The organism is Paenibacillus sp. 01T431, from assembly GCF_056398625.1.
Genome location: NZ_JBFTPT010000011.1, coordinates 338,206 through 355,237, shown reverse-complemented (window position 1 = coordinate 355,237; position 17,032 = coordinate 338,206). Strand labels below are relative to the sequence as shown.

Annotated in this window: 12 protein-coding genes, 1 tRNA gene and 1 riboswitch; of the genes, 11 read left to right on the top strand and 2 right to left on the bottom strand. The window is 44.5% G+C overall.

What is annotated here, in order from left to right:
- Positions 1-74 precede the first annotated feature (74 nt).
- Together AC1DM9_RS21420 and AC1DM9_RS21415 are read left to right on the top strand one after the other, a co-directional pair.
- Positions 75-149 (top strand) — tRNA-Gly (locus AC1DM9_RS21420).
- 81 nt (positions 150-230) lie between these two features.
- On the top strand, positions 231-827 hold the full coding sequence (locus AC1DM9_RS21415) for a P-loop nucleotide/nucleoside kinase family protein (RefSeq protein ID WP_477512509.1): 597 nt from the start codon (positions 231-233) through the stop codon (positions 825-827).
- A gap of 38 nt (positions 828-865) precedes the next feature.
- Here AC1DM9_RS21415 and AC1DM9_RS21410 read toward each other — a convergent pair whose 3' ends face one another.
- Together AC1DM9_RS21410 and AC1DM9_RS21405 are read right to left on the bottom strand one after the other, a co-directional pair.
- Positions 866-2,248 (bottom strand): DUF5808 domain-containing protein, encoded by a 1,383-nt coding sequence (locus AC1DM9_RS21410; protein ID WP_477582054.1) that lies wholly within the window; start codon positions 2,246-2,248, stop codon positions 866-868.
- 10 nt (positions 2,249-2,258) lie between these two features.
- A complete protein-coding gene (locus AC1DM9_RS21405; protein WP_441911767.1) occupies positions 2,259-2,654 on the bottom strand; it encodes a GntR family transcriptional regulator in 396 nt (131 codons plus the stop codon).
- A 196-nt stretch (positions 2,655-2,850) separates the two neighbouring features.
- Between AC1DM9_RS21405 and AC1DM9_RS21400 the strand changes: the two genes are divergently transcribed.
- From AC1DM9_RS21400 to AC1DM9_RS21360, 9 genes are all read left to right on the top strand, one after another.
- Entirely contained in the window at positions 2,851-3,846 is a 996-nt protein-coding gene (locus AC1DM9_RS21400; protein WP_339207123.1) for a Gfo/Idh/MocA family protein, read from the top strand.
- A 153-nt stretch (positions 3,847-3,999) separates the two neighbouring features.
- Positions 4,000-4,764 carry an NUDIX domain-containing protein gene (locus AC1DM9_RS21395; RefSeq protein ID WP_477551727.1) on the top strand — a complete coding sequence of 255 codons (765 nt, stop codon included), beginning with the start codon at positions 4,000-4,002 and terminating at the stop codon, positions 4,762-4,764.
- 23 nt (positions 4,765-4,787) lie between these two features.
- Positions 4,788-5,597 carry a ribose-phosphate pyrophosphokinase gene (locus tag AC1DM9_RS21390; protein ID WP_477582052.1) on the top strand — a complete coding sequence of 270 codons (810 nt, stop codon included), beginning with the start codon at positions 4,788-4,790 and terminating at the stop codon, positions 5,595-5,597.
- Position 5,598: 1 nt separating this feature from the next.
- Positions 5,599-7,083 carry a nicotinate phosphoribosyltransferase gene (locus AC1DM9_RS21385; RefSeq protein ID WP_477551726.1) on the top strand — a complete coding sequence of 495 codons (1,485 nt, stop codon included), beginning with the start codon at positions 5,599-5,601 and terminating at the stop codon, positions 7,081-7,083.
- A 333-nt stretch (positions 7,084-7,416) separates the two neighbouring features.
- Positions 7,417-8,835, top strand: coding sequence for an RtcB family protein (locus AC1DM9_RS21380; RefSeq protein WP_477551725.1), 1,419 nt, complete (start codon positions 7,417-7,419; stop codon positions 8,833-8,835).
- Positions 8,836-9,038: 203 nt separating this feature from the next.
- Positions 9,039-9,884 (top strand): nucleotidyltransferase domain-containing protein, encoded by an 846-nt coding sequence (locus tag AC1DM9_RS21375; RefSeq protein WP_477551724.1) that lies wholly within the window; start codon positions 9,039-9,041, stop codon positions 9,882-9,884.
- Between the two features lie 40 nt (positions 9,885-9,924).
- Complete coding sequence (locus tag AC1DM9_RS21370; RefSeq protein WP_477582050.1) at positions 9,925-11,190, top strand: methyltransferase domain-containing protein; 1,266 nt, start codon at positions 9,925-9,927, stop codon at positions 11,188-11,190.
- 5 nt (positions 11,191-11,195) lie between these two features.
- On the top strand, positions 11,196-13,781 hold the full coding sequence (locus AC1DM9_RS21365; RefSeq protein WP_477582048.1) for a metallophosphoesterase: 2,586 nt from the start codon (positions 11,196-11,198) through the stop codon (positions 13,779-13,781).
- Between the two features lie 116 nt (positions 13,782-13,897).
- A riboswitch (cyclic di-GMP riboswitch) is annotated at positions 13,898-13,983 on the top strand.
- An 84-nt stretch (positions 13,984-14,067) separates the two neighbouring features.
- Positions 14,068-16,980 carry an EAL domain-containing protein gene (locus AC1DM9_RS21360; RefSeq protein WP_477582046.1) on the top strand — a complete coding sequence of 971 codons (2,913 nt, stop codon included), beginning with the start codon at positions 14,068-14,070 and terminating at the stop codon, positions 16,978-16,980.
- The last annotated feature ends 52 nt before the right edge of the window (positions 16,981-17,032 follow it).

The following is a 17,032-nucleotide window of genomic DNA, read 5'->3' as shown; positions in this document are numbered from 1 at the left end:
AGCCAAGCGGTAAGGCAACGGACTTTGACTCCGTCATTCTCAGGTTCGATCCCTGAATCCCCAGCCATTTATATGCGGAAGTGGCTCAGCGGTAGAGCATCGCCTTGCCAAGGCGAGGGTCGCGGGTTCGATTCCCGTCTTCCGCTCCAATTTTACACATCCAAAACACCTTGCAATGCAGGGTGTTTTTTTGTTATGAATAAGACATTAATAATGATGAGGGGTTCGCCATGCGCAAATTAGTATTTTTTGTAGGCGGTGCAGGAGCAGGCAAGACGACATTAGCGAAAGCGCTGGCGAAGAGGCGCAGTGTGGCCATTATTGATATGGATACAGTGCTTAGACCGGCAGCTGTTGCGCTTATGACGCAGGCAGGACTTGATCCGAATGACCGGGATTCAAGTCTCTATAAGAAACTGTGCCGCGATTTAGGCTATCGCATTACGATGGATGCTGCACTTGAGAATATTGCTAATGACGGCGATATATTTGTAATTGGGCCCTTCACGAAAGAAACAGAGACCCCGGACTGGATTGAGCAGGAGCTCTTCGCAATCGGGGCCTCTTTATCAGACGTTGAGGTAAAGGTCGTATTCGTTTATCTCCGTGACGACAAGGTGCATTATGAACGAATTGTGCAAAGGGGATCTATACTCGATCAGTATAAGCTGGACAACTGGAGCGAGTTTAGTCCGTCTTTAGTGAGGAGAGAGCTGAAATGGAACATTCCAGCATCCTCAGTGCTTTATTTTGACAACTCCACGCCTCTAAACGAGCAGTCTTTAGCATCTCTGGATCAATTCGTGTATGGTGGAGACGCGTTCTAAAAGCACGAACATAACAGCAGTTGAGTACCGTATTAGCATTAAAGCTTGCTAGCCGTTAGTTGTTCGAAAAGCTCCTTCGTTCTGGCGGCGTCTTTCTCATTGAAAATAACGGTTAAACCGTCAAGCTGCATGGTAATGTACGGCGGTGAGTTTTTAAATACATATAGCTTGGCAGCACCCAGCTTCTCTAAGGAAAAGTTGCCACGGGCATATTCCGCTGTCGCTGTGCCATTTGTTCTAAATCCGCTTGGGAGCGTCTCTTCAAGCGTAATTCCCTTAACGTCACTTAAATTAAAGCTGTAATCATATAAAGGGTAATCGATGGACACGATGCCGTCCTCTTTAATAGTTAGAGTAGGAGCCGTATTGTCAGATTGCACAATAAAAGCAGTCAAAGGAATGACGATCACAAGGACAAGCACGATGCCGCCGTATTGAATCCATTTTCCGGCCCGGGTTGCCATATTGACCGTTGTTCCAATTCCAACACGTTTAGGAACCATGATCGTCTGATCATCCGGGTTGTAGTAAGTAGAGCCATTAATCCAGTAGTGGTCGTCATCGGCTACAATGCTTTGGCCGTCTGTTTCGGCAAGGCTTTCTTCAACCGCCTGTATCTTGTTATGTACAAAAAAGATGCTGCACAGCGGCAAGAGGGATACCATGACAATACCAATCATCCACTGCGTAAAGCTCAGCGAGCTCCCCTGTGTTAAAATCATATAAGCAACAAAAGCATTAATGCTCTCAAAAACAGCAAGGCTAGGCCAAAGCATGGACCAATAACGACGTGCTGCGCGGTTAATAGCGGCGTTGATGTCGTGGTTTTTGCTGTATACCTTCGTCTTCATTTTGCCAAAGGCAGTGTAAATGACGAATAAGATCGCTGTCATCGCGAGTGAGGCAATGCCGGTCATTTTTAAGAGAACGTCGCTGTTAAACAAGGAAACAATAATAGGGACGACAGATAAAAGAGCGGGAATTAGGAACCAATAGGGAGAAACAAGCATCGATTTTTTGAGCTGCGTTACTTTGGCATCGATACGGATCACTCGTTTTTCTCCGACAAACCATTGTTTATCCCGTTTGAGCGCAGCGGCTTTATGATGGATTTTGTTGAAAGGAAGTTTGGATGTATACAAAAAAATTGCAAACCAAAGCAGCATGTAAGTAAAGGCCAGTGAAAAGTATTTATCGAGCAGGAAAAAAGGCACTAAGGTTATTAATGTAATGCCAGCATACACAAAATATGATTTTTTATATTTTTCTTGAAGCTGCTTCATTTCTGCATCCTCGAAGGCATGTGCAGGAAACGTAACGCCAAACAATATGTGATTGCTTGGTACGGCTTGCTTCAATAACATAACAAGAATAGTGATGTAGGCAATAGCTGCTGGAACGATTAAAATAATATTGTTCATGAAAGGTCTCCTATTCTGGCAGGGGATGATTTTTGCTCATTGCGGCTTTAAAGATGTTCGAGCAAATGTGCATAAATTGTTCTTGCTCGATACCTTTAAGACTAGCCTCAGAAATAACAAGCTTTAATTCATGCTCCAGCTTTTGGCTAAAATCAGCTTGCTTGCTCCATTCGGTGCGTACCTTGGCCCCATGACGGCGATCAATAGATATGTATCCCTCGTTTTTGAGAAGGGCATAGGCTTTGTTCACGGTCATGGCATTTACCCCTAAATCATCAGCGAGCTGTCTTACCGTTGGCAATTTCTCCCCATAATTGAGTCCGCCTACGCCAATTCCGATGACAATTTGGTTGCGGAGCTGGACGTAGATCGGTATATCACTGTTGTAGTCAAGCGTCATAATCATCGGATCACCCCTAGCAATAAAGTATCATTTGTATTAGAGATGTTAATACAGATTATACAAAATGTCAAAATGCAGCTGAATCATTTGGACAGGCAGTCCTTGGCATGGCTATAATAAACAGAAGAAGATTTTCCTCATTTCATAAAAATATAATAAGCGATTAGCCAATAAATCTATTTTTCAAGGAGAGACGATTATGATCAAATTCGGCGTTATCGGTACAAACTGGATTACGGAGTCATTTATTTCTGCGGCGCGCGAGGTTGAAGATTTTAAACTAGCTGCTGTCTATTCGCGTTCGATAGAAACAGCGAGTACATTTGCGGAGAAACATAGTATTGCTGCTACATTTACGGATATCGAAGAGATGGCGGCAAGTGGACAAATTGATGCGGTATACATTGCTAGTCCAAACTCATTTCATGCCGCTCATGCGATTGCTTGTATGAAGCATGGCATTCATGTGCTCTGCGAGAAGCCGATCGCTTCGAATGCGCATGAGCTGCGCCAGATGATTGCGGCTGCGAAGGAAAACGGCGTGCTGCTCATGGAGGCGTTAAAGTCGACGATGCTGCCAGGGTTTAAGGCTGTTCAAGACAACATCGACAAGCTTGGAACGATACGGCGTTATTTTGCGAGTTATTGCCAGTATTCGTCTAGGTACGATGCCTATAAGGCGGGTACGGTGCTTAATGCTTTTAATCCTGTATTCTCAAACGGGGCGCTTATGGATCTTGGCATTTATTGCGTCTACCCGCTTGTAGCCTTATTTGGCAAGCCGGATGTGATTAAAGCGACTGGTGTCATGCTGGATTCTGGCGTGGATGGGGAAGGAAGCATCGTTCTTCAGTATGAGAGCATGGATGCGGTCATCATGTATTCCAAAATTACACATTCATCGCTGCCATCGGAGATTCAAGGGGAGAACGGCAGTATCGTAATCGATAAGATCAGTGAAATAGGGAAGGTTGAAATTCAATACCGCAACGGAACAAGCGAAGATATTTCGCAGCCTTCAAATAGCAAGTCGATGTACTATGAAGCGAAGGAATTTATCGAGCTGATTAAAGCTGGACGTACGGAGTCATCCATTAACACGTTTGCAAATTCACTCGTGACGCTGGAGATTATGGATGAGGCAAGAAAGCAGATTGGACTCGTCTACCCTGCCGATGCTATAGAAACGAAATAATATAACAGGAGCGGCGTGCAGCCGCTTCTTTTTTTATATACTTATTCGTGACTAATTGCCTATTTTTCACAGCAGCCGTTGACAAAGGAATTTAATAATGTCATTATGATAATATCAAATCGAATAAATGATATGGATCGGAGTGCAGCAGCAATGGTCGAAAATGAATCCAATTACGCAGCAGATCATTACCGATCACCTGATGGCGCACCAGCAGATATCGTCATCTTTACGATCGTAACGACAGAAAGGCAAACGCCAAAGAAGGCGCTGCCTATGAGGGAGCTGCAGGTGCTGCTGATCAAGCGGAATATATGGCCCTTCGAAGGGCAGTGGGCGCTGCCAGGCGGCTTTACGATGGAAAATGAGACGGTATATGACTGTGCTATACGCGAGCTGCAAGAAGAGACAGCGGTTGAGGACGTGCATATTGAATATTTTAACGTGTATAGCACGCCTGGCCGTGATCCAAGGGGCTGGATTATCTCGCATGCTTTTCTAGCGCTCGTAAACGAATGTACACTTGAACAAAGGGCTGCGGCTGTGGATGCATCGGATGTGCAATTGTTTACAGTCGAAGAAGCGCTTCAAATGGATTTGGCGTTTGACCATAAGCAAATCTTGACCGATGCGCTGCAAGAGATTCGCAAGAAAATGCTGACTACGAAGATAGCGAAGGAGTTTCTGCCAGAGGAGTTTACGCTTAGTGAGCTGTATCAGGTAATAAAAACGGTTGTTCCTGACTTTGAGGAGAAAAATTTCATTCGCAAATTGACGTCAACGAAAAGCCGCAGCACGATTATTGAGGAGGCGACGGATACGAATGGAAATCCGAAGCAATCCAATCAATATTCGCAGCGAGCAGCGCAATTGTACCTTTTTACAAAGGAAGAGCCAAGATTGTCTATTTATAGCTGAACGCTTACGAGGAGAGTGATGTCATGCTGAAGTTTAATGGAGTAGAGCTTGGGTTAAAACAGTTTCCGAATGGGGAGACGCTCATAAACGGCGATGAAATTCTTACGCATATGGCGGAATTCAATACGATCGTATGGAAATATGAGAATGATGGCGATCTGGTTAAGCTGATGTTCATCAAGAGCTATCTCGATGATCGGCGCGTTAAATGTACGTTGACCATTTATTATCTGCCGTACAGCCGAATGGATCGAGTCGAAGGTACTTCTGCCTTTACGTTAAAATATACAGCTGCCTTTATCAATAACATGAACTTTGAATCGGTAACGATTATCGAGCCGCATTCCGATGTATCGCTGGCGCTGATCGATCGGAGTATTGGCAAATATCCAACGATTCAGCTGCTTGAGCAGGTCGCGAACGAAGTAGGTTTTGATTCGGAGAAGGACTATCTTTTTTTCCCAGATGCAGGGGCGCAGAAACGTTACAGCAAGGTTCAAGGCTACCAGCAGCTGGTAGGCTATAAAGTAAGAGATTTTCAGACCGGCCAAATCAAGAGTCTGGACGTCGTTGGACATACCCCGCGCGAGGGCTTTAAGGCCGTTATTGTTGATGATCTTTGTTCGTATGGCGGCACGTTTATGCTTAGCGCAGAGAAGCTGAAGGCACTTGGAGCCACGCATATTTATTTGCTGGTAGGACACTGCGAGCATTCGATCTATAAAGGGAAAATATTAGAAACTGATCTTATTGATAAGGTGTATACGACCGACACCATACTTCATCAAGCAGAGCATGACAAAATTCACGTATTCGCAATAGGAGGCCTATAATATGACGCAAACATTCGTTTATCCAGCTACGCTGCTATGTGACTTTTACAAGGTGAGCCATAAAAATCAGTATCCAAAAGGAACGGAGCTCGTTTATTCGACGTGGACCGCTCGCACAAGCCGACTAGATGATATTAACGAGGTTGTCGCTTTTGGCTTCCAGTCGTTTATCAAACAATATCTCATCGATTATTTTAATGAGCACTTCTTTGCAAGAACAAAGGCAGAGGTAGCGCATGAGTACAAGAGGCTCATTCAATATGCGCTTGGAGAAGCGAATCCCGATGCATCGCATATTGAGGAGCTGCACGATCTTGGGTATTTGCCGATCAAGATTAAGGCGATTAAAGAAGGTGCATTAGTACCGATAAGAGTACCAATGCTGACTATTGAGAACACGAAGCCTGAATTTTTCTGGCTGACGAACTATTTGGAGACGTTGATGTCGTGCCAGCTGTGGATGCCGGCTACGAGCGCTACGCTAGCTTTTGAGTATCGCAAAATTTTAGAAGCCTATGCGCTGCAGACAAGCGGCGATACAGCAGGCGTACCGTTCCAAGGCCATGATTTCTCGATGCGCGGCATGGGTGCGCTTGAATCGGCGCTCGGCAGCAGCGCAGGCCATCTCCTATCGTTCACGGGAACAGATACGATACCAGCGATATTGTATTTGGAAAACTATTATAATGCGAATATAGAAAAAGAATTGGTTGGTACATCGATTCCGGCAACCGAGCATAGCGTTATGTGCGCGCACGGACGTGACGAGATGGCATCGTACCGCTATTTGATCAAAGAGGTATACCCAAATGGCTTCGTCTCGATCGTATCGGATACTTGGGATTTATGGAGTGTGCTGGACGTGGTCATTCGCGGCTTGAAGGATGACATTATGAGCAGGGACGGCAAGGTGGTCATTCGTCCCGACAGCGGAGATCCGGTCAAAATCATTTGCGGCGACCCGGATGGAGAGAGTGAATTCGAACGTAAAGGCGTTATTGAAATACTCTGGGATATTTTTGGCGGCACGGTTACGGAGAAGGGCTATAAGCAGCTAGATAGCCACATCGGGGCGATCTATGGGGATGCGATTACGATTTCGCGCTGCAAGGAAATTTGCGAGAAGCTGGCAGCAAAAGGTTTTGCATCGACGAATATGGTGTATGGGATCGGTTCGTTCACTTACCAATACAATACGCGGGATACATTTGGCTTCGCATTAAAATCGACGTTTACGATTGTGAATGGCGAGGAGCGCAAAATCTATAAGGATCCCAAAACAGATAATGGCGTGAAGAAGTCGCAGACAGGTCTTGTCCTCGTTACGGAGCAGGACGGGAAATTTGCCTATACTGACAATCTTAGCGCAGAGGAATATGAAGCTCGTAAAGCAGAGGATCAGCTGGAAGTAGTGTTTGAGGATGGGAAGCTAGTTCGCGATTTGACGCTGGCTGAAGTACGCGTGAACTTATTGGCTCATTTATAAGTTATTTATCCGTGAAAATAAGATGCTCCTTCGAGCATCTTATTTTTGGTTTATTATAAATGTGTTGACAGAAGTTGGGTGATCAGATTATTATGATGTAAATCAAATGAAAGGAGGTCGATGACAATGTTCGGACTAAATTTAGAACGTAATCATGCAACTAAATATAGCAAGTCCATTTCATCGGCCTCTACGGGGCCTGTGACTATTTTCTAAAATCTTGTATGCTGCAAGCTGCAACGATTGGGAAATAAAGGCGCAAGATTAAGCCATGGACATTTTGGGGTCCATGGCTTTTTTGTGTTCATTTGAATTTTGAGGAGATTATCGGATATGAAAGAAACGTATTATCAGCAAGTAAAGCTGCCTTCGGGGCAGGTGCATGTTTATGCAGGACCAGAGCTATTCGCGTCCTTGGATTATAAAGTGTTTGAAATGGCGAACAACAACTTACAAATACCGAATCAAGTATATATGAGCTATACGCCTGATGTGCATGTTGGTGTKGGAACCTGTATCGGTACAACAGCGGTATGGAATACGAGTGATGGCTACGTATCTCCTTCCATCGTAGGCAGCGATATCGGATGCGGAATGCGCGTACAGCTAACAAATCTGCATAAGGATGATTTGAAGGAAGTAAAGCTGCGGCGCAAGCTGGTTAAGGCTATTGAGAAATATATGCCAGTCGAGGAGCATGCAAGAGGTTACTTCTCAGATATTAGACTTGAGAATATCGTGAAGAAGGGCTTGCATGGCTTGCCGAAAAAATATATTCCAGATGCCTACACGCCGCGCAAAGCTACCTCCTTAACCCATGTGGAGAGCAGCCGCTTTGATTTTGACGAAGAGGTGCTGGATAAGTTTCCTGAAGTTGTCTGGCATCGCGCGCATCGCCAGCTCGGCACACTTGGCGGCGGCAATCATTTTGTAGAAATTCAAGCGATTGAAATTGCCGAGGAAAACAGAGAAATTGCCGAAGCATGGGGGCTGTTCGACGGCCAAGTGGTCATTATGATTCATTCCGGCTCGCGGGCTTGGGGCGGTGCGGTTAGTCAATATTGCAGCACGGACATTGCCAAAATGATGCGTCAGGAAGGCATAGGCACCGCAGATCCTAAGCTGCTATATGCGCCATTATCCCATCCGCTCGGCCAAACGTATGTCAACCTCATGTACTCGGCCTTGAATTATGCGGTCGTGAATCGCCACCTGATTGCATACGCTGTCCGGGAGGCGGGCAAGGATGTGTTCGGCTCTAAATTCGAGCTGCGCACATTGTATGATCTCATGCATAACTACGCATGGGAGGAAGAACAGGATGAGCAATCCTATTTCATTCATCGCAAGGGTGCAACAAGAGCGCTGCCGGCAGGACATCCGGATAACCCTGAGCCTTATCGGAGCACGGGGCATCCGGCGCTCATACCAGGATCGATGGGTACTGCCTCTTACATTATGGTCGGAAGTGCTGAAGGAAAAGCGAATCATTATTCCATCTGTCATGGCGCAGGTCGAATCAGGTCACGGAACGCAACGAAGCAGCTCGTATCGGTAGAAGAGGTCGCTATTGCAATGCGTGTAGGCACGGATGATGAAATCGTCGTAAACCAGCGCTCTATGGAGTCGCTGGTCGATGAATCACCGCAGGCATACAAGGATGTAGATCAAATCATTGAGAGTGTAGTCGGAGCCGGGCTTGCGCAGGTCGTAGCAAAATGCAAACCGTTAGCTGCTGTCAAAGGAACGTAAATAAAGGAAAAGAAGGGGGACGAGGAGAATGTTTAACCAATATCTAGAAGTACAGTTAGTTAACGTAAATGATGAACAATCCAATTCTTTTAATTTAAGCAAAGAGAATAGCTCCACTCCTCGGACCCGTTGTTTGGTATTTGAAGGGAAGCGTGTACTGACCTCGTGTTAGCTGCATTGCTGACTATTCTTTTTCCTAGACTATGGACGATCTTGTCCATGGTCTTTTTTTTTGCAAGAAGAAGCTGAGTAAAGGAGTGTCTAGAATGACCAACATACATGAAAATATTTTGCTGGAACTGGGTAAAATCGAGCGGGAGGAACAGGTTCGCATCGTTTACGCGTGCGAATCAGGAAGCAGGGCTTGGGGTTTCCCTTCTAAGGACAGCGATTACGACGTGCGATTTATTTACGTCAGGCCGGTGGAATGGTATTTATCGATATTTGACAAAAGAGATGTAATCGAACGGCCTATAAGTGATCTTCTCGATATTAACGGCTGGGATTTGCGCAAAGCGCTTAATCTGTTTCGCAAGTCGAATCCGCCTCTGCTCGAATGGCTGCAATCACCGATTCCATACTTTACGAAATACTCAGTAGCCAAACAAATCCGAAGTGTCTCTCCGTTATCTTTCTCGCCGAAGTCGTGCATGTACCATTATCTCCATATGGCTAAAGGGAACTACCGAGAGTATCTGCAAGGCGAGCAAGTGAAAATAAAAAAGTATTTTTATGTGTTAAGGCCGATTCTTGCTTGCGGCTGGATTGCGAAGTACAACTCGATGCCTCCAATCGAATTTGATCGTTTAGTAGAGGCGCTTATTCCTGAGCAGAGCGAGCTGAGGGCTACGGTTGAACAATTGCTGCGCAGGAAAAAAGCGGGCGACGAGCTCGATTATGAGCCTAGGCTGCAAGTTATTAACTCCTATTTGGAGGAGCGAATGGTTCATTTTGAACAAATCGCACTCGAAATGGGTCAAGGGGGAACTGCGCAGGACAATCAGCTTGATGACTTGTTCCGCAGAGCATTACAAGAGGTTTGGGATTAAATAGTGTTGCTTTTAATTGACAAGTAAGGGGAAGTTAAGGATGGCTATCGTGCAAGTGAAATCGACGAACCCAAGCTTTTCGTTCGTCATCAGAAAAAATCCGGGGTCAGGCATGCTGCTGCGCGCCGTTCGCAAAGGAATGGCCTACGGCTGGTATACCGATGAAGCAACCTTCAACGTTTATTTTAAGGATGCCGACAATGAGGTTTCATACAAGCAGCATAGGCAGGACCAATTTGAGTACCTCAATGTATCGCGATATAATACGCCGCTCTTTGTACTGGGAGCGATTAATGAATTTTTTGCAGCGCCGCTTAAAGCGCAGCATTCGAGTGACACGGAGCAATACGAGCATACCTTCCATATCAATATGATTCATATTGAGCTCTTGCGTTATATTCATTTTTTTGAGAAGCATCTTACCGACTATACATTTGAAGCAGTACATCTGGCGCATAAGAGCTATTCGCTTACCATTAAGACGCATAAATCGTTATATGAGCTTATGCATGTCGTTAGTGTGCTTTGTCTCTTCCTTTCGATGTTCAGCGACGAATACATCGATATTTCTGATGATGTGTTGATTAAATATGTGAAGAGTATCCAAATTATCGACGCACCCTTTTATATACGAAGCTTGTTTGCCCGCAATTTTCTAGCTTCAAGAGACCGGTTCAAGAAATATAAAGAAGAGCTGGAGAAAACAGACCGTTATGCGGTTCAATTGGCCTTCGGCGGGACGGCTCAGCAGCGGAGAAGCTATATCGGAAACGTGCTTCCGTTCAATAAGGCAATACTCGACGTTGGCTGTGGAGAAGGTTTTTATGCGATTCCATTTGCATCCAAAATTGAAGACAGCTACTACGCGGTTGATATCCATGAGCCGCTGCTAGAGGTAGTAGAGCGGAAGGCGAAAGCAAAGGAACTGGACAACATCGCTACCTTTCCTTCCATTGAACACTTTCTAGAGGCTTATAACGGCGAGCAGGTGGATGTCATTTTGACCGAGGTTATTGAGCATATGAGTCTAAATGAGGCAGCTGTTCTGATACGGCAAATATGCGAACATGTTGATTTTGATTATTTTGTGCTGACAACACCTAATGCAGAGTTTAATGCTTATTATGAGCTGGAAGACTTCCGGCATGATGACCATAAATGGGAGCTTGGGCGAGCGGAATTTCAAGAGTGGCTGCTCGAAACGATTAAAGATCAAACCGTGGAAAGCCAATTTGTCGCAATCGGCGACGGAGTGAACGGTATACAAACGACGCAGGGTGCGATTTTGCGGAAGAGGAGAGAGTAGCGTCAATGGAAATGAGAACGAGAGTCCATACGATTTTTATGCTGATTGGCACGACGGAATGCGGGAAAACAACCTTTGCAAACGAAGTGCTGATGCCGCAGCTGCGATTTAGGGATGACAGCAAGGGCATGAATGCGAACGTGCAATATATTTCATCCGATAGCATTAGACAAGAGCTTCTAGGCTCTGATTATGACAAATATGATCAAATCATGCTTGAAGCGAGCGATCAGGCTTTCCGCCTTTTGTTCGAGAAGCTGCGTCTGGTCACTACTTTCCCCATCAATGCGGAATTTGTTGTCGTGGATACAACAGGTTTGTCGGAGGATTTCCGGGCGAGAGTGAGAGAGGTTGCAAAGGAAAATAACTACAACCTTGAAGTCGTGCTGTTTGATTACAAGAAGCGGGATGATTATTATTCATCGGAGCGTTCGAAGAAACTGATAACGAGCCACATTAATCGTTTGCGCAAGGATGTGCTTGGTTCGCTCTCGAGGGAGAAATACAGCAAAGTTCATAAGGTGCGGGCTAAAGATTTTTATTCTCCTATGGATAAGGTTGCGAATCCGGATTATAAGATTATAATCGAGGATGCTGCTGAGTATTTGGACGTTTTTTTACCGCTGGACCAGAAGACGATTATCGTCGGTGACGTTCACGAATGTGTGGATGAGCTGAAGGCTTTGCTCGTTAGCCATGGGTTTCAACTAGAGGGCAATGTATTGGTTGAGACAGGAAAGGTCAGCGGTACAAAAGTATTGCTCGTTGGAGATTGGATCGATAAGGGAAGCCGCACTAAGGAAATCATTGATTTCCTATATACGAATCAGGATAAGTTTTTGTTTGTGCTTGGGAATCATGAAAACTTCGTCCATAAATATATGCGTGGTGAAATCAAAGGTGTGGAAGAGGAGCTGCTGCATGCCTACTTCGATTCGACTGAGGTGCTGAGAGGCGATGCTGAGCTGCTTCAGAAGTTTAATCATCTCGTATCGCTGTCGAAGCCTTTCTACAGAATGGTAGGAAAATCAGGACCATCCTATTATGTGACTCACGCGCCATGCGAGAACAAATATATTGGCAAGCTGGATGTGAATTCGATCCGTCATCAGCGCAATTTTAGACTCGACCGATCGGCGCCGATTGAAGCACAGCTTGCGTTTCTGAAGCGGGATGCAGCAGGAAACCAGCCGTATCATGTTTTTGGACATGTGGCTGCTAAACAAGCATTTCGGATCAGAAATAAAATCCATTTGGATTCAGGCGCAGTTCACGGCAATCTGCTAACCTCGGTTTCTCTGTCGGTGAAGCCGACTTTCAAATCACAGAAATCGGCAATAGCCGGCATGGAAGGCGAGCTTCCTGCTCTCTTCAAAGAGGAACGCAAAGTATCGCTGCAGGAGCTGGATGATGATGAAGCCCGCAGATTGCAGTATTGCTCGCGCAATAAAATTAACTTTATTTCAGGAACCATGTCTCCTGCAGATAAGGATGAAGCGGCGGGTGAGCTGGAATCGCTGAGGAAAGGGCTGAACTATTTTATGGAGCGCGGTGTTAAAGAGGTCGTGCTGCAGCCCAAATATATGGGATCACGCTGCAATGTTTATTTGCATGCAGATATCGAGCAATGTTTTGCAGTGAGCCGCAATGGGTACAAAATAAATAAGGTTGACCTAACCGCTGTTTATGAGCGACTGCTGCAAAGATTCGGAAGCTACATGAAGGAAAACGATATATCGATGCTTCTGCTGGATGGCGAGCTTTTGCCATGGGAGGCGCTGGGAGAAGGTCTCATCGAAAAGCAGTTTAAGCCAATTGAGAAGGGGCTTGAGACAGAGCTTGCATTCCTGAAGGCGAATGGATTCGAGGAAGCGTTCGGAAAGCTTGCGCATGATTTCAAGGAAAGTGGTTTTGAAAAGGATCAGTTTCACCTTAGCAAAGGGGCTATTAATGAGAAGTATGGCCTAGCCGTCTATCAAAATTTTAAGCATGTTCATTCTATTCTTGAGAAAAACAGGCCAATTGATGAGCATATCAAAGCATATGAAACGTATAAGAGGCAGCTAGAGCTGTATGCCGAGGCAGGGGAGCTTGAATACAAGCCATTTTCGCTGCTCAAAATCGTATACGTGGACGGAAGAGAGCAGCTGCCAGCGTGGAAAACCTCGGAGATGTATCGTTTCCTCTCTGACGATCCATTCATTACGCTTGTGCTGTCTGATGCGGAGAGCTATGAGCTTGCAGAAAAATATTTCTACACGCTTACGGTAGACAATCATATGGAAGGTGTCGTGATAAAGCCGGAGATGCCTCAGCCGTACACGGTTCCCTATATGAAAGTGCGCAATAAGGAATACATGTCTATTATTTACGGTTATGATTATAGATTTCCGCACAAGTACAATAAGCTCATCAAGCAAAAAAATATTACGCAAAAGCTTCGTACATCATTTAACGAGTACCGGCTAGGACAGCATATGCTGGCGATTCCTTTTGCTGAAATTGCCCCAGACAACGATGGATATCAAGCGGCTGTTGCTAATCTGTTGTTTGAGGTCGCCAAAGAGAAGGAAATCGATCCTAGATTGTAAATCATCAATATACCAAACCTCCCAAAATGGGAGGTTTTTCTACATCATTCGACCTATTATTAAATTGGTTATGGTATATATCGGAATAATATGGAATACTGGTATATGTAAAAAGTCCTAGTAAAAAGCAAAGTTGTCGAAAGACAATGACGCAAAGCCAACAGGCCTAAAGGAAATTTCCAAAGGTGGCTGGGTTGCCAAAAGGATGAGTGATAACATACCTATATCCTCTCCTTAAAAACTTCAGGTTACCGCCTACGTTATGAAAAAGAGGGGATATTTAGCAATGAAACAAATGATTAAACGTTTTAATGGCAATGTTAATGTTAGTAGTTTTAATATTGTTCAAAAGATAGCGAATTTAGGCTACTGGGAGTTTGACCATATTCGCAGAGAAGCATCCTGGTCGAATCAAATGTTCGAAATATATGGTATGAAATCTGATTTCTCGATGTCGATGGACGAATTTTTTGAGTTTGTACATCCCGATGATCGTGAGCGTGTTATTCAGCAGTTCCACCTTGCAATTGAATCAAAGAAGGAGAGCGTTTGCGAGTACAGAATCGTTCGTCAGAGCGGTGAAGTTAGATATGTTGTAGAAAACATTACATTCATACTTAATGACGAAAACGAGATATTGTTGACGATAGGCATGATTCAGGATGTAACGGAAAATAAAAAATTGCAGCATCGCCTCACACTAGAAGAACAGCTTTATAAATCGATATTTGAAAACAATCCTGACGCGGTCTTTTCTTTAGACGCACAAGGGCGTTTTTTGTCATGCAATTCAGTGCTTGAGCAACTTTTTGGATATACGAAAGAGGAAATTATAAATGATAGTTTTCATAAATTTGTAGATGCCGCAGCGCTGGATAAAACGATTCAATATTTTGAGCAAACAGTCAAGACGCTGACACCTCAAAACTATGATACGACAGGCATTACGAGAACAGGACAAACGATCAAATTTAATGTGACCAATATTCCAATCATTATTAATAAAAAGCTTATCGGTGTCTATGGCATTGCCAAGGATATTACGCAGCAAAAAATGATTGAGCAATCGTTGACTGAGACCGAATTAAAATACCTCAGTATTGTCGAGCAATCCATTGTCGGTATTTTTGTCGCGCAGAAAAACAACTTCGTTTATTCAAACGATCAGCTCAATAAAATGTTTGGTTATGACTCCTTGAATGGTATGGATATTATACAGACGATCCATCCTTCAGACCGTGAAGCCGTCGTTAATCAGCTAACGAAGTTACAGGAGGGTCAGTCTGTATCCAATTTCTGCCACAGAGCCATTAAACAAGATGGGACGATTATTCATTGCGAAGTGCACTATAATCAAGTGTCAAATATGGGAGAGCAGGCAATCGTTGGAGTAGTCCTTGATATTACGGATCGGAGCAAGGCTGAGGAATTAAATCAATATTTGGCTTACCACGATTATTTAACGGAGATGCCAAATCGCAGAATGTTTGAAGACCAGCTAGATAAGCAGCTAAGGGTAAGCGAGTATTTTAAGCAGAGGCTGGCGATCGTGCTGATTGACGTGGATCGTTTCAAATATGTAAATGATACGCTGGGGCATCCAATTGGGGATGAGTTGCTGAAACAAATCGCCTTCCGATTGATGAGCAATTTACGTGATGGCCAAACCGTATTCCGACTTGGCGGAGACGAATTTGCAATTATTATAGCTGATGTAAAGCAGCAAAACGAAATCAAGGATATGGCAGCTACTATTATTAAGCTTATCAATGAGCAATTTTTGATAGAAGGATATGAGCTGAATGTAACTGCAAGTATTGGAATCAGTCAATCGCCTGGCGATGGGAGCTCGGTGGAGCAGTTGATGAAAAATGCGAATGCGGCTCTTTATCATGCGAAGTCCAGAGGCAGCAACCAATCACAGTGCTATTCCTCTTCTTTAAATGTGCAATCATTCAAATTATTTTCACTCAGCAATGATTTGCGTAAAGCGCAGGAAAGAGGAGAGCTGTTCCTTCATTATATGCCTCGCGTACATTCGCAAACGATGGAAATTGTTGGCGTTGAGGCGCTGCTGCGCTGGAATCATCCGGATTGGGGATTGGTTGCTCCGTCTGAATTCATACCGATCGCAGAGGAAACGGGGCTTATTGTATCCATAGGAGAATGGGTGCTTCGCGAAGCCTGTATGCAGCATAAACGGTGGCAGAGCTTAGGCCTGCCTTCGGTTACGCTGTCGGTTAACTTTTCGGTGCAGCAGCTTCTTCAGCAAAATATATTGCATACCATCGATCAGATCATCGAGGAGACAGGAATTTCCCAAGATCGATTGGAAATTGAAATAACGGAAAGCTCCTTTATTAGCAATGAGAATGCGGTGACTGAATTGCTGCTGGAGCTGAAGAAAAGAAAAATCAAAGTATCGCTTGATGATTTTGGAACCGGCTATTCCTCTCTTTATTTATTGAAGCGATTGGCACTCGATACGATCAAAATTGATCGGTCATTTATCGAGGAGTTGATGACGGATCGTAGAAATAAAAGCATTATTGAATGCATTATTCAATTGGCTGGCGAACTTGGCATGCAGGTGGTGGCTGAAGGCGTTGAAACGAAGGAGCAATTCAACTATTTACGCGAGCAGCGATGCGATGAAATCCAAGGTTATTATTTCAGTCGTCCTGTAGAGCCGGACAGCATCGTACAACTTTTGAGCCGAAGATCTTGTAAAGAGCCTGCTTTATTTATGCCAAGTAAAGAGGTGCTCGTTAATCGGAGAAAAAGCTTTCGAATCGATTTGAAGCATTGTCTATTGGCAGAGATGACCATTACGATGTTCAAAGGTAGCAGTGTGAAGCTTGGGAGTACAGAGGTGTTTGTTCGAAACATCGGACCAGGCGGGCTCCGGTTTATAGTCGGTGTGAAGCTGCCCGTTAACAGCGATATTCTCTTGATGTTTAAGACGAAAATTCTTAATCAAATGTATGTGCTATTCGGATTTATCGTCTGGTACAATGAACTGGGCAAAGACATTTATGAATATGGTGTGCAATTTCAATTAAAAGAAAAGCAGCAGGATGAGCTCGTCAATACGCTTAATTTCCTAGCCATTAAGCAGCGTGATGGCATGCTTCCTCAAACACAGGTGTATGTGGGAGATCCGATACTCCGGATTAAGGAATTGAAAAAACATAATTAAAAATGAGATGGAAAAAGCATTTTACATTCGGTAAAACCGGGGCGTGAAATGC

Bases quoted from the DNA above. Each gene is read 5' to 3' on its own strand.
- AC1DM9_RS21415 (WP_477512509.1), top strand. From the start codon at position 231: ATGCGCAAATTAGTATTTTTTGTAGGCGGTGCAGGAGCAGGCAAGACG.
- AC1DM9_RS21410 (WP_477582054.1), bottom strand. From the start codon at position 2,248: ATGAACAATATTATTTTAATCGTTCCAGCAGCTATTGCCTACATCACT.
- AC1DM9_RS21405 (WP_441911767.1), bottom strand. From the start codon at position 2,654: ATGATTATGACGCTTGACTACAACAGTGATATACCGATCTACGTCCAG.
- AC1DM9_RS21400 (WP_339207123.1), top strand. From the start codon at position 2,851: ATGATCAAATTCGGCGTTATCGGTACAAACTGGATTACGGAGTCATTT.
- AC1DM9_RS21395 (WP_477551727.1), top strand. From the start codon at position 4,000: ATGGTCGAAAATGAATCCAATTACGCAGCAGATCATTACCGATCACCT.
- AC1DM9_RS21390 (WP_477582052.1), top strand. From the start codon at position 4,788: ATGCTGAAGTTTAATGGAGTAGAGCTTGGGTTAAAACAGTTTCCGAAT.
- AC1DM9_RS21385 (WP_477551726.1), top strand. From the start codon at position 5,599: ATGACGCAAACATTCGTTTATCCAGCTACGCTGCTATGTGACTTTTAC.
- AC1DM9_RS21375 (WP_477551724.1), top strand. From the start codon at position 9,039: ATGGACGATCTTGTCCATGGTCTTTTTTTTTGCAAGAAGAAGCTGAGT.
- AC1DM9_RS21370 (WP_477582050.1), top strand. From the start codon at position 9,925: ATGGCTATCGTGCAAGTGAAATCGACGAACCCAAGCTTTTCGTTCGTC.
- AC1DM9_RS21365 (WP_477582048.1), top strand. From the start codon at position 11,196: ATGGAAATGAGAACGAGAGTCCATACGATTTTTATGCTGATTGGCACG.
- AC1DM9_RS21360 (WP_477582046.1), top strand. From the start codon at position 14,068: ATGAAACAAATGATTAAACGTTTTAATGGCAATGTTAATGTTAGTAGT.